Annotated in this window: 18 protein-coding genes; 10 read left to right on the top strand and 8 right to left on the bottom strand. The window is 49.9% G+C overall.

Translation table 11 applies throughout. The features are described 5' to 3' along the window. Positions 1-15 precede the first annotated feature (15 nt). On the bottom strand, positions 16-729 hold the full coding sequence (locus tag DS731_RS20070) for a haloacid dehalogenase type II (RefSeq protein WP_181013679.1): 714 nt from the start codon (positions 727-729) through the stop codon (positions 16-18). A gap of 147 nt (positions 730-876) precedes the next feature. Between DS731_RS20070 and DS731_RS20065 the strand changes: the two genes are divergently transcribed. Next, positions 877-1,752, top strand: coding sequence for a LysR family transcriptional regulator (locus DS731_RS20065; RefSeq protein WP_119502982.1), 876 nt, complete (start codon positions 877-879; stop codon positions 1,750-1,752). 67 nt (positions 1,753-1,819) lie between these two features. Further along, a complete protein-coding gene (gene glf, locus DS731_RS20060; RefSeq protein WP_119502981.1) occupies positions 1,820-2,941 on the top strand; it encodes a UDP-galactopyranose mutase in 1,122 nt (373 codons plus the stop codon). Positions 2,942-3,064: 123 nt separating this feature from the next. Here the strand turns inward: glf and DS731_RS20055 are convergent, their stop codons facing one another. Together DS731_RS20055 and DS731_RS20050 are read right to left on the bottom strand one after the other, a co-directional pair. Beyond that, complete coding sequence (locus DS731_RS20055) at positions 3,065-3,676, bottom strand: Yip1 family protein (protein ID WP_119502980.1); 612 nt, start codon at positions 3,674-3,676, stop codon at positions 3,065-3,067. A 219-nt stretch (positions 3,677-3,895) separates the two neighbouring features. Next, on the bottom strand, positions 3,896-5,797 hold the full coding sequence (locus DS731_RS20050; protein ID WP_119502979.1) for a M1 family metallopeptidase: 1,902 nt from the start codon (positions 5,795-5,797) through the stop codon (positions 3,896-3,898). Positions 5,798-6,004: 207 nt separating this feature from the next. Here DS731_RS20050 and DS731_RS20045 point away from each other — a divergent pair, with 207 nt between their 5' ends. The 3 genes from DS731_RS20045 to DS731_RS20035 all read left to right on the top strand — a co-directional run bounded on the left by DS731_RS20045 (position 6,005) and on the right by DS731_RS20035 (position 8,522). Next, positions 6,005-6,784 carry an AsmA family protein gene (locus DS731_RS20045; protein WP_119502978.1) on the top strand — a complete coding sequence of 260 codons (780 nt, stop codon included), beginning with the start codon at positions 6,005-6,007 and terminating at the stop codon, positions 6,782-6,784. A gap of 104 nt (positions 6,785-6,888) precedes the next feature. Then, positions 6,889-7,797: a D-amino acid aminotransferase gene (locus tag DS731_RS20040; RefSeq protein WP_232373430.1), complete on the top strand. Its 909-nt coding sequence runs from the start codon at positions 6,889-6,891 to the stop codon at positions 7,795-7,797. Further along, entirely contained in the window at positions 7,797-8,522 is a 726-nt protein-coding gene (locus tag DS731_RS20035) for an HAD family hydrolase (RefSeq protein WP_119502977.1), read from the top strand. The genes DS731_RS20040 and DS731_RS20035 overlap by 1 nt, the downstream gene beginning before the upstream one ends. Here the strand turns inward: DS731_RS20035 and DS731_RS20030 are convergent. Further along, entirely contained in the window at positions 8,519-9,385 is an 867-nt protein-coding gene (locus DS731_RS20030) for a polyphosphate kinase 2 family protein (RefSeq protein ID WP_119502976.1), read from the bottom strand. The two genes, DS731_RS20035 and DS731_RS20030, sit on opposite strands and share 4 nt — an antisense overlap. An 88-nt stretch (positions 9,386-9,473) precedes the next feature. Here DS731_RS20030 and DS731_RS20025 point away from each other — a divergent pair, with 88 nt between their 5' ends. After that, positions 9,474-10,811 carry a patatin-like phospholipase family protein gene (locus tag DS731_RS20025; RefSeq protein ID WP_161599190.1) on the top strand — a complete coding sequence of 446 codons (1,338 nt, stop codon included), beginning with the start codon at positions 9,474-9,476 and terminating at the stop codon, positions 10,809-10,811. Positions 10,812-10,849: 38 nt separating this feature from the next. Here DS731_RS20025 and DS731_RS20020 read toward each other — a convergent pair whose 3' ends face one another. Continuing rightward, a complete protein-coding gene (locus DS731_RS20020; protein ID WP_119502974.1) occupies positions 10,850-11,728 on the bottom strand; it encodes a LysR family transcriptional regulator in 879 nt (292 codons plus the stop codon). A 127-nt stretch (positions 11,729-11,855) separates the two neighbouring features. Here DS731_RS20020 and DS731_RS20015 point away from each other — a divergent pair, with 127 nt between their 5' ends. Then, complete coding sequence (locus tag DS731_RS20015) at positions 11,856-12,983, top strand: S-(hydroxymethyl)glutathione dehydrogenase/class III alcohol dehydrogenase (protein ID WP_119502973.1); 1,128 nt, start codon at positions 11,856-11,858, stop codon at positions 12,981-12,983. A 65-nt stretch (positions 12,984-13,048) separates the two neighbouring features. Here the strand turns inward: DS731_RS20015 and DS731_RS22395 are convergent, their stop codons facing one another. Further along, positions 13,049-14,356, bottom strand: coding sequence for a methyl-accepting chemotaxis protein (locus DS731_RS22395; protein WP_119502972.1), 1,308 nt, complete (start codon positions 14,354-14,356; stop codon positions 13,049-13,051). A gap of 242 nt (positions 14,357-14,598) precedes the next feature. Between DS731_RS22395 and DS731_RS20005 the strand changes: the two genes are divergently transcribed. Then, positions 14,599-15,162, top strand: coding sequence for a cytochrome b (locus DS731_RS20005; RefSeq protein WP_119502971.1), 564 nt, complete (start codon positions 14,599-14,601; stop codon positions 15,160-15,162). A 102-nt stretch (positions 15,163-15,264) separates the two neighbouring features. Here DS731_RS20005 and DS731_RS20000 read toward each other — a convergent pair whose 3' ends face one another. Beyond that, on the bottom strand, positions 15,265-16,464 hold the full coding sequence (locus tag DS731_RS20000; protein WP_119503532.1) for an anhydro-N-acetylmuramic acid kinase: 1,200 nt from the start codon (positions 16,462-16,464) through the stop codon (positions 15,265-15,267). Positions 16,465-16,760: 296 nt separating this feature from the next. On the opposite strand from DS731_RS20000, the gene DS731_RS19995 reads away from it, so the two are divergent. Both DS731_RS19995 and DS731_RS19990 read left to right on the top strand, forming a co-directional pair. Then, entirely contained in the window at positions 16,761-18,557 is a 1,797-nt protein-coding gene (locus DS731_RS19995; protein WP_161599189.1) for a glycoside hydrolase family 3 protein, read from the top strand. Beyond that, a complete protein-coding gene (locus tag DS731_RS19990; RefSeq protein WP_202980680.1) occupies positions 18,550-20,109 on the top strand; it encodes a serine hydrolase domain-containing protein in 1,560 nt (519 codons plus the stop codon). Before DS731_RS19995 ends, DS731_RS19990 begins: the two co-directional genes overlap by 8 nt. Positions 20,110-20,115: 6 nt before the next feature. Here the strand turns inward: DS731_RS19990 and DS731_RS19985 are convergent, their stop codons facing one another. Continuing rightward, positions 20,116-21,846: an ArnT family glycosyltransferase gene (locus tag DS731_RS19985; RefSeq protein WP_119502969.1), complete on the bottom strand. Its 1,731-nt coding sequence runs from the start codon at positions 21,844-21,846 to the stop codon at positions 20,116-20,118. Positions 21,847-21,849 lie beyond the last annotated feature (3 nt).

Raw genomic sequence — 21,849 nt, 5'->3', positions numbered from 1 at the left:
GCGTGATGTTTCTGATTACCGGCCGTACTGCTTGTCGAGAATATCTGTTAATTCGCGCAGATCGTTAACCACATAATCGGGCTTCTGAGCCAGAGGATACATGGCTTTACCCGGACGGGTTACAAAGGCGGCCTGCATACCTGCAGCTTTCGCTCCGGCAATATCCCATCCGTGAGCCGCTACCATCAGGGTATCTTCCGGTTTAACACCCAGTTGCTTCAGTGCCCAGGCATAGGCGCGGAGGTCAGGCTTGTAAATCTGAATATCTTCAATGCTGTAACGGGCATCAAAAAAGTCTGTCAGGCCGGCATTTTCAAACTGGGTTTTCACACCGTAGTTGGACGAGTTGGTTAAACTGACAATCTTATAGCCCCGTGCTTTTAAATCCGTCAGCCCTGATTTTACGTCCGGGTGCGGCGGCAAACTGAGCAGTGGCGTCACAATGCTTGTTTTGGCTTCTCCTTCCGTGATGTCTATGCCATTGGTTTCTGCTACCATCATTAATGCTGCTACGCCAATTTTCCCAAAGTCCTGATATTCCCCTGACACGGTTGATACCAGTGAGTGGTGCAACATGGTTGAGAACCACAGGGGAAGCAATGATTGCTGACCATTGAGGGCTTCGCCTACTGATTCACGCATTGCTTCCATATCCAGAAGGGTTTCGTTAACGTCAAAAATGATCACTTTGGGTTGTGATGGCATGGTGTCAGCCTCCGCATTGTTCATAACCGTTACCAGTAAGGTGACGGCAATAAAAAGAATATGTCTCAATGTAAGTTGTTCCTACGATGGTGGTGTACATAATGATTTTATTGTTTTAATTTCTTAAAAGAAGCCCTGTAAATCGAAACCTGTGTTTAAGATATTTAAAGTATGTATAGCCTGAATGAACTTGAAACCTTCATCGCCATTGTGGAAAACAAGGGGATTCACGCTGCTGCGTCTGTACAGCAAGTGTCACCTGCCACGGTGAGCCTGCGGTTAAGTAAACTTGAAAAGGCACTGTCCACGGTGCTGGTCTTTCGGGACAGCAGAAAGTTTGGTTTGTCGCCGGCAGGTGAGGTGTTTTACCAACGGGTGGGAGACATTCTGGAAGCATTGCGGGATGCGGAATATCAGATTGGTGCCAGGGGCTCGTCTGTCAGTGGCATTCTGCGGGTTACCATGCCGCCCTGGGTATTTTCAAAATTTGTGATGCCAAAACTTATGGAATTTGAGCAGTCGTATCCGGATCTTAAGCTGGATTTTCTGATCAACGACCAGTTCGTCAATGTGGTTGAAGATAAGCAGGATGTTGCCATCAGGGTAGGCAAACTGGCTGACTCGGGCTTATTAGCGAGGAAACTGGCAAATAATTCCCGTTTGTTGTGCGCTGCACCTGAATATCTGGCCCGGGCCGGCCATCCCCGCAGTATTGATGATTTGGCAGCGCATCGCTGGGTCGTACTTCCCTGGCAGCGCCAGTTGAAAATACAGGAAGGCGAACACAGCCGGACGCTGAATGTGAACGCGCGGTTTACTGTGTCGAACTCCGACAACATGACGCAGGCTGTGCTGGCCGGCCACGGTTTGGGGATCAAGTCATATATCGCGGTTAAAGATGAATTAGCCCGCGGGCAGCTGGTGGAAGTATTACCGGAAGCACTGGCAGATAACGACGCGCCGGTATGGTTTCTCAAGCCGCAGAACAGCTTAACCACACGCAAAACCGAAGCCTTTTATGATTTTATGAAAGGGCTGTTTGCCTGATAGCGCAGCCTTTTCAACAACTTTGGGTATATACTGTTACCGGATATACAAAACAGCGGATTGTCTGATGACAAAACAACAATATGATTATCTGATCGTCGGTGCGGGCCTGTTCGGTGCCGTGTTTGCCAGAGAAGCGCGCATTGCCGGAAAGTCCGTTCTGATCATTGATAAGCGTGATCATAAAGGCGGTAATATTTATTGTGAAAACGTGGCAGGCATCAATGTGCACAAGTACGGCGCACATATCTTTCACACCAGTAATCAGCGGGTATGGGATTATGTGAATCAGTTTGTCAGTTTCAACCGCTATGTAAATTCTCCTGTCGCCAATTACCGAAACAAGCTTTATAACCTGCCATTTAATATGAATACCTTTTACCAGTTGTGGGGGGTCACTACCCCTGCAGAGGCAAAGGCAAAAATTGAAGAGCAACGTGCCCCTTACCGTCAAACTGAGCCCCAAAATCTGGAAGAGCAGGCGTTATATCTCGGTGGCAAAGATTTGTACGAAACACTCATTAAAGGCTATACGGAAAAGCAATGGGGGCGACCGGCGACGCAGATCCCGTCCTTTATCATTAAACGTTTGCCATTCCGGTTTACTTTCGACAATAACTACTTTGACGATCTTTATCAGGGGATCCCTCACGGCGGCTACAACGCGCTGATTGACGGGCTGCTCGAAGGCATAGAAGTGAGAACCGGTGTGAACTTCTTTGAAAATCGTGAGGCGTGGGAAGCGCTGGCCGGTAAAGTGCTCTACACCGGTAAAATTGATGAGTTCTTTGGTAAGTGCTTAGGGGAGCTGGAATACCGCAGCCTGCATTTTGAAACCGAAGTACTGGACTGCGAGAATTATCAGGGTAACGCGGTAATAAACTACACCGAAGCAGAAGTGCCCTGGACGCGCATTATTGAGCACAAACATTTTGAATTCGGTAAACAGGAAAAAACCGTGATAACGCGGGAGTTTCCTCATGAATTCAGCAAAGATAACGAACCTTATTACCCCATCAACGATGCCAGAAATAACGCCATGCTGGCAGAATACAAAGTGCTGGCGGCAAAGCCTGAAAATGCAGCTAAGTACCTCTTCGGCGGGCGGCTGGCAGACTACAGATACTACGATATGGATGATACCGTAGAAGCCGCGCTGGCACTGACTGACCAAGTGTTCGGCGGGTAGAAAATAGTTGCCGCAAAAGGCGTAACTCCCCCCCGAGCCGAAAACAAAAAAAGCGGGCCCGGGGCCCGCAGTAACAGAGGAATGAAACTATTGTTCAATCCGTGATGAATAATGCACTTAATGCTAGTGGAAGAAGTACCACATAATGCTGTGCTCCGAGCCCATGCTCCACAGAGCAACGGCCACTATCATTAAGGCTTCCAGCACCAGCACACCCATGCAGAGCGTCGACGTGGAAAGGATGAAGCCTTCTTTATGGCTGATACCCAGGAAGCTTGGCGTACCCGCATAAAGCAGATAAGCCGTGTACACCAGGCCCGCCGCCACTGCTGTTACGCAAAGCCAGAACACAGGGTAAATAGCAAATACGCCGCTCATGAATAACGGGGTTGCTGTGTAGCCGGCAAATACGATGCATTCTGCCCGTGACGGGCGTTCAGGGAATCGTCTTGCCATCCAGTGAATAATAGTGCCAACCGCAGCTACGGCTAATAAAATTAATGCATAGAATGCGGCGCCCAGCACCAGTCCGCTGGCGACAGAAACCTGAAAGACTTCCTCACCGCCAAAAGTCCAGCCAAACTGTGTGGTGCCGATGAAGGAACAAACCACGGGGATAAGCGCGTACCAAAGTACATGGTGGGTATATAAATGGCTGACCGTTTCATGTTCTTCATTAATGGAACGCCATTCTTTATCGGGATGATGGATCAGTCCCCATATGTGATTGCTCATAGTCAACACTCCTGCTGGTCAAAGAACGTACACTCTTAGTATTAACATAAAATAAACATATGGCTATAGTTTTTAACATTTTATCGGAGAAGGTTTTTGTTCGCTTTGGTTATAAAGAAGGCTGACGGGCGGCGTTTTCAGAACAAAAGTGATAAAAAAAGCCGTATCACCTTACGCTGATACGGCCTTCTGACATTTATTTAATGCTAAATAAGGATGTCAGTCCTCTACGAAGCCTTCATTCGCATGCACTGTCAGCGGGTGATAACCGGGTTTGGCTTCTTCAAATGCCTTTTTCGCAAACGCTTTCCCTTCCGGTGTTTGCGACAGCGCCCGGTAGAGCGGTTTCACCAGCTTATTCCGGCCTATTTCAACCAGGTAATCATGCAAACGGGGCCAGGCCGGCTTATATTCATTCTGTACGGCAATCATCAGCCAGCTGTGCGCAATTTCGTTGTTGTGGCTGTTAGTAAGATCAAAGGCAGAATCCAGATCTTTTAACTGCGCAGCAGACAGTGAAGAAGGCATGTTATTCAGGAAATACAGCCATTCGTGGGTTGTCCAGTTTACTGTTTTGATGTCTGCAGCAGGCTTATCGCCATTTAACCAGGCAGTGCGCTGACTGTCCACCTTATCGAAGGCATCAGACGCCGGTACAGGTGCACCATCAGGAATGCCCGGCTTCAACACCCATTCTTCAATACGTTGCTTGTCGAGCCTGTCCGGATATTGTTTCAGCAGCGTGTCTTCCAGATACGCCATGAAGGTGTCGGTGGTGATACTTTGGAAAGCAAAATGCTTAAAGTATTGCATCAGGAAAGCGTCGAAGTTGTCGCGCCCTACCTTTTGCTCCAGTTCACGGAGAAACAGCGCACCTTTTTCGTAAGGGATATCTGAAAATACATCGTCAGGGTTGCGTCCGCGTAAATCTACGGCAAGTATTTCATCATTGGCCGGCAGCGCAGCGATATCTGCTTCAAGGCTCTGATAGCCCAGTACCGCTTCCATGTTAAAGCGGTCTGTGCCGTACAACATTTCCATAATGCGGTAAGTCAGATAGGTGGTAAAACCTTCATTCAGCCACAAATCCCGCCAGGTAGCGTTGGTCACAGTATTACCCGACCAGCTGTGCGCCAGCTCATGGGCAATCAGGGAAACCAGACTTTTGTCGCCGGCAATCACCGTAGGGGTGATGAATGACAGACGGGGGTTTTCCATACCACCAAAAGGAAAGGAGGGTGGCAGGATCAGCAGGTCATAACGGTCCCAGCTGTAGGGGCCGTAGGTTTTTTCTGTCAGCTCCAGCATGCTTTCCGTGTCTTCAAACTCGGCGGCGGCTGCATCGAGAATTTCAGGCTCGGCGTACACGCCGGTACGTTCACCCATAGGTTTGAACTCAAGGTGGCCTATGGCCAGGGCAATCAGGTAAGAAGGTACAGGCTGAGGCATGGTGAAGCTGTAATCGCCGTCACGGGGCGTATCAGGGTCATTCGACGCGCTCATGACTGCCAGTAAATCTGCCGGAGTATGAATACGGGCGTCGTAAGTGACTCTGACCTGAGGTGAATCCTGAAGTGGAATGAAACTACGCGCATGAATGGCCTGAGCCTGGGTAAACAGGAACGGATGTTCTTTACCCTGAGTCTGTGCCGGAGTAAGCCACTGCACGCCGGATGCATCCGGTGAAGTCACATAGTCGATGGTGACAGCACTGGCCGATTCAGGTAAGGCTATCGACAGGGGAGAGCCCAGATTTTCGTCCTCTTCACCCAGGGTAAACTCAACGGCTTTACCATTTGCGGTTACCTGTTTGATATCCAGTGCGCGGGTATCAACGATTAACGTGTCCGCATCCGGTTGAATACGGTCGAAGTCCAGCGTCACTGTACCGGTAAGCTCACGGTTGTCGAAGTCTGCGGTTAAATCCAGATCCAAATGTGTTACCCGCACTGCGTCAGGGTTGGAAAATGAATGATAATCCGTACCTGATGCCATCGTGGATTTCTGCTCAGTATGTTGTGCACTGGCTGGTTTTGATTCTGTCGTTGTCGTGTTGTCTGCCGGCTGGGAGCAAGCAAATAACAGCGGTGCTGATGCCAGCACCCATGAGAGTTTATTCATTGCTTTCCTTTACTCTTCAAATTAGTCTTGTGACTGCAAAAAGACGTTGTCTGATGCAGTGTTGTGATCACAATAACAGGCAGTGGTCGTATGGAAAACCTAAACGCCGTAAACCGTGTAAAGCAGTCGTTCAAACACTGATACAGGGAATACGCGCAAATGCCGTGAACCGTGCGGTATTTAATCTCATTTATGCAGGGAGAAGTAATGAAGAAAGTTCTGGTTATTTTATTGCTGGTTATTGTGGTGATTGCCGGCGGTGTGGTTTATCTGGCCAGTGGGGCCAATGACTTTATCCGCGAACAAATTGAAACACAGGGCACAAAATATCTGGCTACGCCGGTTACCGTGTCAGCTGTGGATTTGTCTTTCAGTGACGGACGCCTGACTATCACTGACATTGATGTAGAAAATCCTGACGGATTCAGTGAAGAAGATGCATTCAGCCTTGACGGTGTGACATTAGATCTCGCCGGTGCTACCGAAGAGCCTTACCGCATCCAGGAAGTGACTGTAGACGGTCCGGAAATCCTGTACGAAGTAGATGCATCAGGTCAGGGCAACCTGATGGTTATCAAAGAGAATTTGATGGCTAACTTGCCTCAGGGCGACAGCCAGCCTGCAGAGCCATCCTCCGCTCCGGCGCCAAAACTGATTGTGGATGCGGTAACGGTGAGTAACGCGAAGCTGAAACTGAATTTTGAAAACCTTGAAACCGGTGATTTCAAAATTGATAAGAAAGCGTATGAAGTCACTCTGCCAACGTTCAGTGCCGGTGCCATTGGTCAGCCTGACGGTTTACCTGCTGATCAGGTCGGTGCGGCTATCGTAAATCAGATGCTGGATAACGCCATCAAGCAGGCAAAAGCCGAAGCGAAAAAAGTGCTGGCAGAAAAAGCCAAAGAGAAAGTGCAGGAAAAAATCGATGAAGAAAAAGAGAAGTTAATGGAGAAAGGCAAAGACAAGCTGAAAGATCTGTTTAACTAATCATCGCTGAATATCATCGCAAATACCGGCGGTACGACTTTACTTTACGGGTCGTCAGCCGGTATTTTTGTTTTTCTGGCTGTACAAAAAAGGAAAAACAATCAATGAGTATGGCGGATGTCTCTACCCATACCGCAGCGGAAGATGCGCGTAATGATGATATTCTCATTTATGTAAACGGTGACATTGTTCACCGCGACGAAGCCAAAGTGTCGGTATACGACAGTGGCTTTATGTTAGGTGACGGCATCTGGGAAGGCTTGCGGTTATACGACGGCAAATGGGCTTTTCTGGATGAGCATATGGACCGGCTTTTTGAAGCTGCAAAAGTGGTCGATATGGATTTAGGCATGACCAGGGCGCAGGTTACAGAGGCGCTGGAAGCCACCCGTAAAGCCAACAACATGCATACCGATGTACATGCACGGCTGATGTTCACCCGGGGCAAAAAGAAAAAGCCGTTTCAGCATCCGGCGCTTTCTGTGCACGGTCCTACGCTGGTTATTATATGTGAGCACTCCAAAGCGTCCATTGCGCGGCCTATCAAGCTGGCTACTGTGCCGCATATGCGTGGCCTGCCTATGACGCAGGATCCCAAACTCAACTCGCATTCCAAGCTCAATTGCATACTGGCCTGTATTGCCGCAGAAAAGGCCGGTGCCGATGAAGCACTGATGCTGGATGTAAACGGGTTTGTAAACACCACCAACGCCTGTAATTTCTTTATTGTACGAAAAGGCGAGGTCTGGACCTCAACAGGTGATTACTGCATGAACGGTATCACCCGGCAGAAAGTGATAGACGTGTGTGAGCGGATTGGCCTGAAGGTGCATCAGCGCAATTATTCGCTGGTTGAAACCTATGGTGCTGACGAGGCCTTCCTTACCGGCACGTTTGGTGCGCAGACGCCGGTATCCCACATTGATGGCAGAGCAATTGGCGACGTGCACCCGGGACCGGTCACGCAGCAGATAAGAGAGGCATATTATCAACTGGTTAAGGAGTCTCACTGATGCGTATTGCTATGTGGTCCGGCCCCAGAAACTTATCGACAGCAATGATGTATGCGTTTTCCGCCCGCAGTGACTGCGCGGTAATTGACGAGCCCTTTTACGCGGCGTATCTGAAGGAAAGCGGGGAAGTGCACCCGATGCAGGAAGCGATACTGGCATCGCAACCACAGCGTGCTTCTGAGGTTATTGCGCAATGCCTGGGTCCGATCCCTGACGGTAAAGATATTTTCTATCAGAAGCACATGTCACATCACATGTTACCCGCATTTCCGCTGGCCTGGACAGACGATGTGATTAACGTGTTTCTGTTGCGTCATCCGGCCAGGGTGATTGCCAGTTACAATGAAAAGCGGGAGAAACCGGTACTGGATGATATCGGCATCCGTCAGCAAGCTGAGTTATTTAACCGCCAGATGACGCTGAACGGCGAGCCGCCGGTGGTAATTGACAGTGACGATTTGCTGACCAACCCCGCAACGGGGCTGCAGGCGCTGTGTGAAGCCATTGGTATACCTTACGATGCGGGCATGCTCAGCTGGCCGGCTGGTGGCAACAAAGCTGACGGCGTCTGGGCAGAGCACTGGTACAATGCGGTGTGGGCAAGTACCGGGCTTAAAGCCACGGCACGGAAACCCGTGCCGGTACTTTCAGAGGCATTACAGGAAGTTTGTGAGCAAGCACTTCCTTACTACTACCAACTTGAGAAATATAAGCTGACGTTTTAGTTTTCCTGCTCTGACTGTTGCGGCTCCGGCGTGTCTGTATCCGGCACGCTTATCCCCAATTTTTGCTCTGCCAGACGGATGAGCTTCTCATCCGGTGGCGGTGGCGTGATGTCGGTGCCTTTTCGCAATGCCTTCACAACTTTCTTTAAGACTTCCACCCGTGCATACCATTTGTGTTCTGCCTGTATCAGATGCCAGGGAGCCGGGCGGGTATCCGTCTCATCAAACATGTCTTCGGTAGCTGATGCGTAATCAGACCACTTACTGCGGTTGCGGATATCTTCTTCTGTAAGCTTCCAGCGTTTGTAGGGATTGTGCAGCCGCTCTTCGAACCGGCGTAGCTGCTCGTCGGGCGAGATGTGTAAAAACAGCTTAATGATGCGGACGCCATCATCAGACAACATCCGTTCAAACTCATTGATTTCCCGGTAGGCACGTTGCCAGGCATCATCCGGTGTCAGTTGTTCCACTCTTTCCACCAGTACCCGGCCATACCAGGAACGGTCGAAAATGGCGATACGGCCGGGCTTGGGTAACCTTGTCTGAAACCGGTATAAATAGTGCCTTCCCTGTTCTTCAGCGGTGGGCGCTGCAATGGGGTGCACGGCAAACCCTCTGGGGTCCAGATGGCCGGTCAGACGCCTGATGGCGCCGCCTTTACCGGATGCATCCCAGCCCTCGAAAACCACAATTGCCCGTTTTTTCTGGTGATAAATGGCCTGCTGAACATGCAGCAGTTTTTTCTGCCACTTTTTCAGTTCTTCCCGGTAGTGCTGCTTTGAACCAATCAGTGGCGCATCTTCACCGTGAGGTAAACGCAGGGTTCTGTGTCTTAATTCAATCTCAGAGACGGTTTTATTCATAAATGGTATTGGCTTAGTACAGAATGACCATTGCATTAATCCTACCCTGCGTTAGCATGTTGAACAAATTATGGACAGGGAGGCTGTAATGAACGCGCAAACTACACCGGCTAAGTCTGTGAAGGACATATTGTCGGCCTATTCAATCCCGGCTGAGTTGAAAAGCAAAGTCTGGTCAGATGTATATTTCGAAAAAGACGGTGAAAAGTACTATTTCGTCGACCTTGTGATGGAAGGCGGCGGCATGCTCGGGCTTGGTCTCGTGGGTTATACCTACGTGCTTGAACAGTGCAATATCCGTTTTCGTAAAATAGCCGGCACGTCTGCCGGTGCAATCAATGCGATAGGGCTGAGTGCAGCCGGTACACCGGATCAGCCTAAAACCATGGCGATTGCAGATGTGCTGGATGAAGTGGCATTTTTCAGTTTTGTCGACGGACCTAAAGCCGTCAGGGATGTGGTGCAGAATCCCGGTGGCGGTAACATGTTCAGCAAAGGCTGGCGATGGATGAAGGGTGTGATTTCCGGTTACAAACGATTGAAAGCAAAGCGGGGGTTAAACCCCGGTCAAACCTTTTACGACTGGATGGAACGAAAAGTGTTGAAGCCCTTCGGTGCGGCACATCTCACCGGTCTGGCATCAAAATGGACGCTGCCGGAAACGGTTACCCTGAACCATCCGCCACGGTTCACATATGATAAATCCGCCCCGTTCGGCGGACTGGCAGTAAAAGCCAGTTGTATGGCCGTGGGTGTTGAGGTGACCTTTCCTAAAGACGCCGATTTATTCTACCGCCCGGAAAACGATGCGCCCGTTGCAGATTTTGCCCGTGCCAGCATGTCTATTCCCATCTTTTTTGATCCCTTCACGCTGACTGACATCCCCCCTTACAGTGATGTGAAAGACCGGCTTCAACGGGATTTTTCGGTGACGCTGAAAGACCCTCAGAAGTATGGCGAGTCGGTGTCCTTCGTTGACGGCGGCCTGTTATCAAATTTTCCCTTTGACGAATTTCACGCGAAACCCAGCAAAGTCCCTTCAATGCCCACGTTTGGTGCCAAGCTGGGCTTTGATGTAGACCGTTTCGATAATTCATCACTGCTGAACTTTATCTCCAATGTGGTGGATATTGCCAAAGGCAACACTGATAAAGAATACCGCCATGAGCATTTTGAAGACTACAACCGGGTGGTGAAGGAAATTGATACAACAGACATTGGCTGGCTTGACTTTGATATGTCTCCGGAAGACAAAGAAAAGCTGATTGTAAATGGCTGTGATGCGGCTGTGGCGTTTCTGAAGTCATTTGACTGGGAAGAGTATCGGGCATTCCGACAGAAAAATGCGGCAGAGCTTATTGCCAGCATTACAGGAAAGCCCCCTGAAGCAGAGCCTGAAAGCCCTGAACCAGCAATTCCGGCATAAGGTGTGTACCGGCAGAGCCGGCCCAGTGGCGAACTGGTTTACGCGCCGGGACTCAGGCGGGTAACCAGATAGTCCAGTAATAACCGGACTTTGGTTGATACATGACGGGTTTGCGGGTATATCGCCCATATCCCGTCATCATCGATTTGTTGTGCCGGCAATATCACTTTCAGACGGCCAGCTTCGATATCATCAGCGACATAATAATCAGGCAGTTGAATGATGCCCAGGTGCTTACGGGCAGCATCACGGATCCCCACACCACTGTTGCAACGCAGTCGTGCGTTTGAAAGCCGGTAGGTGACGACTCTGCCATTTACATTAAATTGCCAGTGGGCTGATGTGCCGGCAATGCACTGATGCCGGGCAAGGTCGGCTACCGACTGAGGCAGGCCATGCTGCTCAAAGTATTCCGGTGAGGCACAGGTGAATAACGTTCGCGAGCCTAACCGGCGGGCAATCAGCGATGAGCTCTCAAGATGACCAAGACGGATAGCCAGATCGTAGTTTTCCTGTACTAAGTCCACAACCTGATTTGTCAGATTCAGGCTGACCTCAATGCGGGGATGCAGCGTAAGAAAGTCATTAACGACCGGTGCGATGATCCGCTCACCGTAAGTTACGGGGGCAGTAAGCATGAGTTTGCCTGAAGGCGTGAGCTGTTGTTCGGAGACGAAACGTTCTGCGTCATCAAGCTGGTCGAGAATGTGACGGCATTGATGATAGAACTGCTGACCAAGTTCGGTTGGCGTCACCACACGGGTGGTGCGGTTTAACAGCCTCGATGACAGACGGGTTTCCAGTGCACTGACCTGGCGGCTTACTTTTGCAGTAGAGATACGCAGTTTTTTCGCTGCCAGCGTAAAGCTGCGCTGCTCAACTACCGCCACAAATTCAACAATACCGTCTCTGTTCATAAAGCCCTACTGGTAAATGGGTCTATTATTGCATTTATGAAAAAGTGATTTTCATATTGCGTGTATTGTTACATAACTGCGACTGTTTAGAATAGTCCGACACACATCGAATATAGGATAAAACAACATGGCTGACGTAATTACTTGTAAAGCCGCGGTAGCGTGGGAAGCGAAAGCGCCGCTGTCTATTGAAGAAATTCAGGTTGCACCGCCGAAAGCGGGTGAAGTGCGGGTAAAAATTCTTGCCACAGGCGTGTGTCATACCGACGCATTTACCCTGTCTGGTGAGGATCCTGAAGGCGTATTTCCTGCCATCATGGGCCACGAAGGCGGTGGTATTGTTGAGTCAGTTGGCGAAGGGGTAACCTCTCTGAAAGTGGGCGACCATGTTATCCCGCTCTACACCGCAGAGTGCGGAGAATGTAAATTCTGTACATCAGGTAAAACCAATTTATGCAGCGCGGTACGTGAAACTCAGGGTAAAGGTCTGATGCCTGACGGTACAACCCGTTTCACCTGTAATGGTAAGCCAATTTATCATTATATGGGTTGCTCCACGTTCTCCGAGTACACGGTTCTGCCTGAAATTTCGCTGGCTAAAGTTAATCCTGATGCGCCACTGGAAGAAGTGTGCCTGCTTGGTTGCGGTGTGACTACGGGTATGGGCGCGGTACTCAATACGGCGAAAGTTCAGGAAGGTGACACCGTTGCTATCTTTGGACTTGGCGGTATTGGCTTATCTGCCATCATCGGTGCAACCATGGCGGGAGCTGGCCGCATTATCGGTATCGATTTGAATGAATCCAAGTTTGAACTGGCTAAGAAATTAGGGGCGACTGACTGCATCAACCCTAAAGACTATGATAAGCCGATTCAGGAAGTGATTGTTGAATTAACCGATGGCGGCGTTGACTATTCTTTTGAATGTATCGGCAACGTGAATGTGATGCGTTCTGCACTGGAATGCTGTCACAAAGGCTGGGGTGAATCGGTGATCATCGGTGTAGCCGGTGCCGGCCAGGAAATTTCAACCCGTCCGTTCCAGTTAGTGACCGGTCGTGTATGGCGTGGTACTGCATTCGGCGGCGTGAAAGGTCGTTCGCAACTGCCCGGTATTGTTGAAGATTATCTGGCGGGCAAATTCGCTCTGAATGACTTCATCACCCATACTATGCCACTGGAAGAAATCAACGAAGCGTTTGATTTGATGCACGAAGGGAAGAGCATCCGTTCTGTGATCCACATGGCACCATAATTCATCGTAACCATATGGTATGGCGTCCCGAAGTTCGGGGCGTCCTTGCCCCTAGTCGGTTGGACTTACTGGTTCATGATACGGGAAACGTTCTCAGTTACGCTTACCGCACCCTGATATATTTCATCCATCACAGCCTGCACACTGCCGATTTGCTCAGCATTCAGGTCAACTTTGGATTTCACTTCGGTCATTTTCTCACTGGCTTGTTGTGCCAGACCTTTGTTTTCGCCTACTACCGATTCAATCTCTACCGTTGAGTCACTGGTTCGTTTTGCCAACTGGCGTACTTCGTCTGCTACCACGGCAAAGCCACGACCCTGATCGCCGGCACGGGCTGCCTCGATAGCCGCATTCAGCGCAAGCAGGTTGGTTTGATCAGCAATGCTGCGGATAGTAGAAACGATGGATTCAATGTTGGCTGACTGGGCAGTCAGTTGCTCAATCAGTACGTTTGCCTGATCTACTTCTTTCAAAGTGGCGTTAAATACATCCACGGAATTGGTCAGTGATTCTGTTCCCCGTAATGCAATTTGTGACGTTTCTTCTGAAATCGACACCGCGTGCTCCGATGCACTGGCGATGTTACTTTGTTCAATCACTTTTTGCGTGATGTCTGAGGCAAACTTGATAATTTTATAGACTCTGCCGTCAGCAGAGTAAATGGGGTTGTAAGTGGCTTCCAGCCACAGCACTTCGCCTGCTGCATTCTTGCGTTTAAACTGGCCGGACTGGAAATTGCCTGCTGCGAGAATGTCCCAGAAATTAGGATTGTCGATGTAGAAATCATCGTAACAGAACATACGGTGATGCTGACCCTGAATCTGGTTCAGGCTGTAGCCCACGGTGGCCAGAAAATTTCCGTTTGCGTTAAGGATTGTGCCGTCCGGGGTAAATTCAATCACTGCCATTGAACGGTCCAGGGCATCAGAAATCGCTTTGTTGGCTTCTGCTGTTTCTTTTTGCTCAGTGATGTCGCAGCAAATTTTTAGTACTGCAGTTACTCTTCCGTTTTCATCCAGAATGGGTTCATAAGAAGCCTCCAGCCACACACCTTCACCACTGCGGTGTTTACGGTGAAACTGACCGGTTTGGGCATGGCCGTCGCGCAAGTCACGCCATAATGCTGCATAAGCGGTACTGTTTGTTAGCTCACTGAAACACAGTGCACTGTGGTGCTGACCAATCAAATCACTGCTTTGAAAACCGAAAATAGACGCAAAGATCTGATTGCATTCAATCACGTTGCCATCCGGCGTGAAAATAACGTAGGCATTGTGACGTTTTACTGCGTCAGAAAAGGCTTTATGTTCGTTAATCGCCTGTGTTAATCCGGCGATTTCTTTTTCGTATGTAGACTTAAGAGCTAACATCTCATTTCTCGCGCATTGTTATTAGTATTTATATTTATGGTACTTTTATTCGCCAGTCATGTGAGTTAGTCAAAAGTTTAGTTTTACTTAATTAACTGAAATAAAATGAAATTTATCTATTCCCATGCTTTTAAAGTGGTTATTATAAGTATAAATATGCATTAAATATCATACTTTAGTCGCGTGTTTGACCGCCCGGTCCGGTTTAACTCAGACCCTAAAATTTAAGGATGGGAAAGCCCATGAGCGCAGATTCAAAATTTCAGTTCAGTAAAATCACCGTGTCTCTTCACTGGATAGTGGCGATATTGATGATCGCTTTATTAGCTGTCGGTATTTACATGACAGAGAATCATGACTATAGCCTGTATCCGTTACATAAGTCTTTTGGCGTGGTCGTTCTGGTATTTGCTTTTGCCCGTGCTGTGTGGCGGGTGAAAAATGGCTGGCCGGTGCCGGCGGGAGACTATAAAGCGTGGGAGCATATGCTGGCCGGTGTGATTCACTGGGTACTGATCCTCGGTACGCTTATCCTGCCAGTGTCTGGCATCATCATGTCATCGATGGGCGGGCATAACGTTCCGTTTTTCGGGTTTGATTTAATTCCCGCTAACCATGACCCCGTTAATCCTCAGGATGTTCTGCCAAGAAACGAAGGCCTTTCAGAGGCGGCAGGGGAAGTACACGAGATAGTTGGCTATCTGCTCATCGCAGCCATCATTCTTCATGTGGCGGGGGCACTTAAACATCACATCATAGATAAAGACGGTACGTTGCAGCGTATGCGCGGAAAAAATATCGGATAAAGGAACAGCAAATGCTCAGTGCCCTTCACCGGGCACGCTCTCTTTCCTGTCACACTGTTACCCTTAAACCCGCGCTGGCATATATCTGTGCTGAACAATCGTCTACGGCAGGCTTATTTTCCCCATATTGGTATTGGGAATACCGAACAGGTTGCCTTCAAAGCAAGGGCTGCCGGCCAGCGTTTCATTGGCGAGAATGGCAAATAGCAGGGCTTCTTTCGCATCGGCATCTATGCCCAGTTCAGACAAATTTTTAAGGCTGATAAAGTCCGGCAGTTCATCCGCGATAGCTGCCATGAGTGCTTTATTTCGCGCGCCGCCCCCGCTCACGTACATCGTTATCGCTGACGTGCTGGTGGCAGTCATGATAATGCCGTGAGCAATCGCTTTAGCGGTAAATGCTGTCAGTGTTGCTACAACGTCTTCGTTAGGAATGTACAGGGTTTGACTGCGTAATCGTGCCTGATTCAGATAATCCAGGTTGAATACCTCAGGTCCGGTGGTTTTTGGTACCGGACAGGAAAAGAAATCATGGCGTAGCAACTCATTCAGCAGATTTTCATTCACGTTTCCTGACAATGCGATGGCGCCGTCTTTATCGAAGCGCTGCCGTGCATAGTGCCGGGATACAAAGGCATCAATGATGGTATTGCCCGGGCCGATATCGGTGCTGAATACTTCAGCGGGATGATTACCGGCGGGCAGCCAGGTGAAATTGGCGATGCCGCCGATGTTCAGTAAAACACGGTTTTCCTGGTTGTGGCTGAACACGAGGAAATCTCCGTAAACCGCCAGTGGCGCGCCTTCACCACCTGCGGCGATGTGTTTCTGACGAAAATCAGAGAGCGTAATAATGCCGGTGCCTGTAGCAATCCGGTCACCATCGCCGATTTGTAATGTGCCGTTGCCGTATTCAGGCAAACCGTGCTGTTCCCTCGGGCAGTGATAAATGGTCTGGCCGTGACTGGCAATACAGTCGATATCTTCTTTATCCACTTGCCACTGATTCAGTGCTCTATTGATTAAAGACGCATGATATTCGCCTACCCACGCATTCAGTAATGTGACTTCCTGCAAGTCTACATCCCGTTTTGCAAATACACGTTGAATTGCCTGACGGAATTTGACGTCATAATCGACTGTCATAAACCGCTCGATACGGGCTTCAGTCTCTTTTCCTGAGCCTGTGATGTTACACAACGCGATATCCAGGCCGTCCAGCGATGTACCGCTCATCAGTCCGAGAATTTTTCGCTGAGGTTTGCTACCAATATGGTACAGGCGTTCAATAAATTTATTCATAATCATCTTTTGCCGGTTAGGTATTTGTGCCGGTACAGGGTGCCGGAAACCGTTTCATAATACTTTTCCGGAAGCGGGTTTCAGGCGAAATAAACCTGACAAACCTAGCATATAAAAATAAAATATTCTTGATCAAAAATGTAACATGAGATAAAAAATCCCTCAGTCAATTCCTGAATTACGATTACTGACTATCGGGGTACAGATATTCTATGCCACTAATCCGCCACTTGAGCAGACGATATTTTCAAATAGCGGTATGCTTAAGCTGCCTTAACCTGACTCCTGCTAATGCTATGACTGCTGACTCTGATACGCAAAGTATACGGCGCGATATTGCGCAAAAACTCATGCCTGACTTCCGCTATTTTTGTGCCGGCGACGAAGAAAAATGCCGCGAGCCGGTAACAGTTTTACCGCAGGAGTTAAAAGACTTCGTCGCTGAGTCCGGCGTGGGCGGCGTCATTTTGTTCAGTGAAAACTTATCCTGGCCAGGCCAGATTGCCTCGCTGACCAGCGATTTGCAGCAGGCTGCGACGGGGGAAGGTGACGGAGAGCCGCTTTTTATTGCCGTCGATCAGGAAGGGGGGCGTGTATTCAGAACTCCGCGGGTCTTTACAACCGACTTTGCCGGCAATATGGCGATTGGCGCAACCATCGGAAAACATGGTACCCGCTTTGCCCGTGAAAGCGCTGAAATCATGGCGCAGGAGCTTAAGCTGTTAGGTATTAATACCAACTTCGCTCCCAATGTGGATGTAAACGCCAATCTGGCGAATCCGGTCATTAACGTGCGTTCTTTCGGGCAGGATCCGAAAGTGGTGGCGCAGGCCGGCGAAGCGCAGGTTGAAGCCATGCAGTCGCAGGGGATCCTGGCCACACTGAAGCATTTTCCCGGACATGGTGACACTCACACAGACAGCCATCTGGCTTTGCCGGTGGTCGATCACAGCCGCGAAATGATTGATGCGGTGGACTTGTACCCGTTTAACACGATTATCCGTGAGGCATCGCCGGCCATGGTAATGACGGCGCATATTCAGTATCCGCAATTAGATGACAGTAAGCTCAACGACAAGTCCGGTCAGCCACAAATTAAGCCGGCGACATTGTCGAAAAAAATCCTCTCCGGGATCCTGCGTGATGAGCTGGGTTTTAAAGGGCTCATCGTGTCTGATGCCATGAACATGGCCGGCATCGCAAAATTCTTTGACCAGACTGATGCCGTAGCGGCTTCGTTTTCTGCCGGTACGGATATCGTCGTGATGCCACTGCCGGTCCACAGTGACAGTGGTATCCGCGCCTTCAATGAATTACTCGATGCCCTTACCCAAAAGGTATTACAGGGTGAGCTCGACAGAGAGTTAATTGTAGAATCTGCCGCAAGGATCCGGAAAACAAAAGCTGACTTCGGGCTGGCTGCACATTTTACCCCTTCACCGGAAAAACTGGCGGCTTCTCTGGCAGACAACAAGCGGCGAGCTCAGTTACTTGCTGATGCGGCCATTGCGGTTGTTAAAGGCAAACCGGCTGACTTTATCATTCCGGAAACCGGCAACGTACTGGTTCTCATGCCGGAGGAAACCGTATGCCGTGCGGTGTCTTATCACATGTCACTGTACCGTCCGCAGCAGCAGGTTACCTGCATGAGCTTGCAGCAACTGAACAGGCCTTCGCTGGACAGTGCCATGGCGCAGGCAGATACAGTTGTGGTTGGCAGCATGACACCGGCGCCTAGTCTGGTAGAACTGGGCGGTATGGAAGATATGGATGTTAATACAAAGCAGATCATGGGGTTTGATGAGGCGCAGGCTTTATTGCCTTCATTACTCGAACAAGTCAAAGAAACAGGAAAACGCAGTATCCTGGTGTATTTGCGGATGCCTTACGACGCCATGCAACTGAATACCTTCAGCGATGCGGTGCTGGCCACTTATAACGCCAATGTGTATGCCTTGTCTGATGAACCTGACGCGCCCTATACCGGCGGCACGATGGACAGCCTGGTGAGAGTACTTACCGGCATGTTGAAGCCGCAGGGCGGGATCCCGGTATCTCTGGACGAGGTAAGCACACCTGTGGCTCATGACTAAACCATTCCGGACGTTTCTGAAAGCCGCAGTTATCGGCATGGCGACCAGTGTGTCAGCCCATGCCGCACAGTTGCAGGGGCAACTGGTTTTGCAGTCTGAAGCAACGCCAACACCTCTCACCGGAGTATTTTCAGTGCCCGGTGACCACGTCAGATTGCGTATTATGCCGGCTGTTGTCAGCGAGGCGCGCATTGAAGTGAATGACCGGGTAGTCTTCGACGGCACACTGGATCCGGCTGAAAATACGCAATACATACTGACCAGTAAAGATGCGGTGAAAACCGGTGAAAATGCTCTGTCAGTACAGGTGAGAACCGGCGATGTAGCGGTGTCTGTAGACTATCCCGAACTGGAATTTGCAAGTCCGGAAGAAGGATTAACTGCCACGCAAAGAAAGGCATTGCAGCAAACATTGCAGCCGTTTATTGGCACTGACCCCGATAAACACCTGTTTCCGGGGGTCGCTTTGCTTGTCGCCAGACAGGGTAAGGTACTGTATTCCTCGGGACAGGGTATGGCGCAGTATCAGTTAATGAACTCCGGCCGTCTGCATTCGCTGGCATCTCCCCGCAAGGTCACGGCAGACACGGTTTTTGATTTGGCGTCCGTGACGAAGGTGGTCTCCACCACGGCAGCAGTGATGCATCTGGTCAGTGAACACCGGTTGTCGTTGGACGACACGCTGGGCGACTTGCTGCCCGGCTTCAGTCAAACAGATAAAGCCGGCATCACTGTGCAGCAACTGCTGACCCACCGCAGCGGCTTATGGGAGTGGCAACCACTCTGGCTGCACAAAAGGCAAAGCCGTGATTCTGTCTTCGCCTGGCTGGCGTCACTGCCACGACGTTATGGGATTGCGGAAAAACGGGCATATTCTGATATCGGTTTTATGTTACTGGGTAAAATCGTTGAACAGATCAGTAAAATGCCGCTTAACGACTACGTATACACATTTGTTCATCAGCCTCTGGGCATGAACACAACCCGCTATTTACCACCGGAAAGCTGGCTGGATAATATCGCCGCCACGTCGCAGGGCAATCCCTACGAGCAACACATGGTAAATTCTTCCACGCCATACCCGGTAGTAGAAAACCCGCCGTTTGAGCGCAATTTTGATGGCTACCGCGATTACACGTTAACCGGTGAGGCGAACGACGGCAACGCCTGGTACGCACTTGAAGGTGTGGCAGGTCATGCCGGTCTGTTTTCTGCTCTGCCGGATCTGGCAATCTATTGCCAGACGCTGCTCAATGGTGGCGGTTATGGTAACGCCATGCTGACCGGGCCTGAGACGCTGGCAGCGTTTCTTAATACGCCTTACGATACTAGTCAGGCGCTGGGCTTCTGGCGTTACGAAGACGGGGAGGGACGGGAAAGCTTCGGTCATGCAGGCTTTACCGGTACTCAACTGATGTTCCGGCCTGATGATGGTCTGATTGTCATTATGCTGACAAACCGCCAGCACAACGGTTTACGGCAGGACGGTACCTATCCGTCTGTAAAACCTGCCTGGCAGGCAATTCTGAGTGTGGTTGACAGTTTCTGGTAACCGGCATTACCTGGCTGCCGGCCGGTAATGGTATTCAGGGATCCCTTCTGCGGAAATTGTACACTGCCCCAGCTTGCTGTCAGACGACAATAAAACCCACTCGTTCCGGTGCGCATAACCGGCAGGCTCTGCTTTCTCAGAGTCAAAACACAGCCCCTTCAAATTATTTTTGCTAGTAAGCACAAACCGTGAGGGGTTGTCTTCCAGCCATTCGTACGCTTTGGCAAGTTGGTTTTCAGTCGGTGTGTGAAAGCCAAAATGGGTAACCGGATAGGGCGAAAATAATATAAATTGCTCAGCAAAATCTACCAGGCCGACTTCGATGTTATCGCCATGGTGCGCCCGTATATTGTCGTAAACATTAACCGGTGTTTTCACATTTTCCAGCAGCACATATCCCCATGTGCTCCATGATACCCACAATAAGGAAATAAAAACCGGCCAGCACAACGGGGTGTTCTTTTCGCGTACAAAAAGCAGGGTCGCCAGTCCGCAACTGCCGGTGAAGATAAACCACCACCAGGGCGTAACCTCAAATTTTTCCTGTAATGTGAGTAACTTTTCGACACCGGCAAGTCCGGCAACACCTGCCGTTAGCAACACCAGAGAAAGTGCGCTGATGATAACGGTGATTAACCTGCTGAACCCGTTACGTTTTATAATCTCTGTAACGTATGGACTGGCAATCAGTGCCAGCATAGGGAGTGCCGGCAATATATACACTCCCCGTTTGCCCGGACTGATGCTGAAGAAAATCAAAACCAGCAATACCCAGCCCAGCGGAATAAGTATTCTGCCGTCACCGGCACGGAGTGCTTTTATCCAGTTCGGGATTAACCAGGGTAATGCAACACTTAAGGGCAGCCAGAATGCGGGTATCACATTGAGCACGTAATACCAGAATGGTTTGATATGGTGCCAGGAGTCTGCATAACGGGTGACTGTCTGGCGGAACAGGATGTTGTCACGGTACTGTTGCAGCAACGGGTCATGACTGGTGTCGACAACCAGTAACATGGGAACTAACCACAAGCCGATAGTGACAAGCATAATCGCCGGGCCGGCGAGCCATTTGCCAATATCACCAAAAGAAGTCCTTCTGCTTTGCTTAAACCTGAAAACATATAACGCATAAGGGATCAGCATGAATACAGGCAGAAATCCGACCCCTTTGGTTATCACTCCCACGCCCATGAAAAAGAAGGCCGTGAAGTACCAGCGCCACCGTCGCTCTGTCAGCATGAAGCGCAACATACCGTAGCAACCGAGGGTAATCCAGCATGTTACCATCGCATCAATTTGTGCAGACTTTGCCTGCAAGACGAACTGAAAACTGAACAACAATGATGCTGCCGCAAGTAGACCGGTTTGCCTGTTCCATAACCGGCTTCCCAGGTCATACACCAAAAATAAAGTCAGTAAGCTGCAGAGGGCGGACGGAAGCAGAAATGCCAGTTTCAGTGATCCGGTAAGTGCATAGAACACCGCGATAGACCACATAAAAACAGGAGGCTTATCCGGATAATACTCACCGCCACGCAGTGGAAAGAGCCACTGTCCCGACTCCACCATTTCTTTTGCGATAAGGGCAAACCTGGGCTCATCTGCGGGCCACGGCGAGCGTAAACCGGTACCGGCCAGTATAAGCACTGCTGCGAACAAAAAGAAAAACCAGGGTAAGTAGGGATGCGCCAGCCATGCTGTCGATGGCTGTGACACCGCTTTTGTGCTGCACATGAT

The organism is Alteromonas sp. RKMC-009 (assembly GCF_003584565.2).
GTDB lineage: Bacteria > Pseudomonadota > Gammaproteobacteria > Enterobacterales > Alteromonadaceae > Alteromonas.
The sequence above is the reverse complement of the archived record's forward strand: the minus strand, read 5'-3'. Positions and strand labels throughout refer to the sequence as shown.

Coding starts and splice junctions, on each gene's coding strand:
- DS731_RS20070 (WP_181013679.1), bottom strand. CDS start 729: ATGAACAATGCGGAGGCTGACACCATGCCATCACAACCCAAAGTGATC.
- DS731_RS20065 (WP_119502982.1), top strand. CDS start 877: ATGTATAGCCTGAATGAACTTGAAACCTTCATCGCCATTGTGGAAAAC.
- glf (WP_119502981.1), top strand. CDS start 1,820: ATGACAAAACAACAATATGATTATCTGATCGTCGGTGCGGGCCTGTTC.
- DS731_RS20055 (WP_119502980.1), bottom strand. CDS start 3,676: ATGAGCAATCACATATGGGGACTGATCCATCATCCCGATAAAGAATGG.
- DS731_RS20050 (WP_119502979.1), bottom strand. CDS start 5,797: ATGAATAAACTCTCATGGGTGCTGGCATCAGCACCGCTGTTATTTGCT.
- DS731_RS20045 (WP_119502978.1), top strand. CDS start 6,005: ATGAAGAAAGTTCTGGTTATTTTATTGCTGGTTATTGTGGTGATTGCC.
- DS731_RS20040 (WP_232373430.1), top strand. CDS start 6,889: ATGAGTATGGCGGATGTCTCTACCCATACCGCAGCGGAAGATGCGCGT.
- DS731_RS20035 (WP_119502977.1), top strand. CDS start 7,797: ATGCGTATTGCTATGTGGTCCGGCCCCAGAAACTTATCGACAGCAATG.
- DS731_RS20030 (WP_119502976.1), bottom strand. CDS start 9,385: ATGAATAAAACCGTCTCTGAGATTGAATTAAGACACAGAACCCTGCGT.
- DS731_RS20025 (WP_161599190.1), top strand. CDS start 9,474: ATGAACGCGCAAACTACACCGGCTAAGTCTGTGAAGGACATATTGTCG.
- DS731_RS20020 (WP_119502974.1), bottom strand. CDS start 11,728: ATGAACAGAGACGGTATTGTTGAATTTGTGGCGGTAGTTGAGCAGCGC.
- DS731_RS20015 (WP_119502973.1), top strand. CDS start 11,856: ATGGCTGACGTAATTACTTGTAAAGCCGCGGTAGCGTGGGAAGCGAAA.
- DS731_RS22395 (WP_119502972.1), bottom strand. CDS start 14,356: ATGTTAGCTCTTAAGTCTACATACGAAAAAGAAATCGCCGGATTAACA.
- DS731_RS20005 (WP_119502971.1), top strand. CDS start 14,599: ATGAGCGCAGATTCAAAATTTCAGTTCAGTAAAATCACCGTGTCTCTT.
- DS731_RS20000 (WP_119503532.1), bottom strand. CDS start 16,464: ATGAATAAATTTATTGAACGCCTGTACCATATTGGTAGCAAACCTCAG.
- DS731_RS19995 (WP_161599189.1), top strand. CDS start 16,761: ATGACTGCTGACTCTGATACGCAAAGTATACGGCGCGATATTGCGCAA.
- DS731_RS19990 (WP_202980680.1), top strand. CDS start 18,550: ATGACTAAACCATTCCGGACGTTTCTGAAAGCCGCAGTTATCGGCATG.
- DS731_RS19985 (WP_119502969.1), bottom strand. CDS start 21,846: ATGTGCAGCACAAAAGCGGTGTCACAGCCATCGACAGCATGGCTGGCG.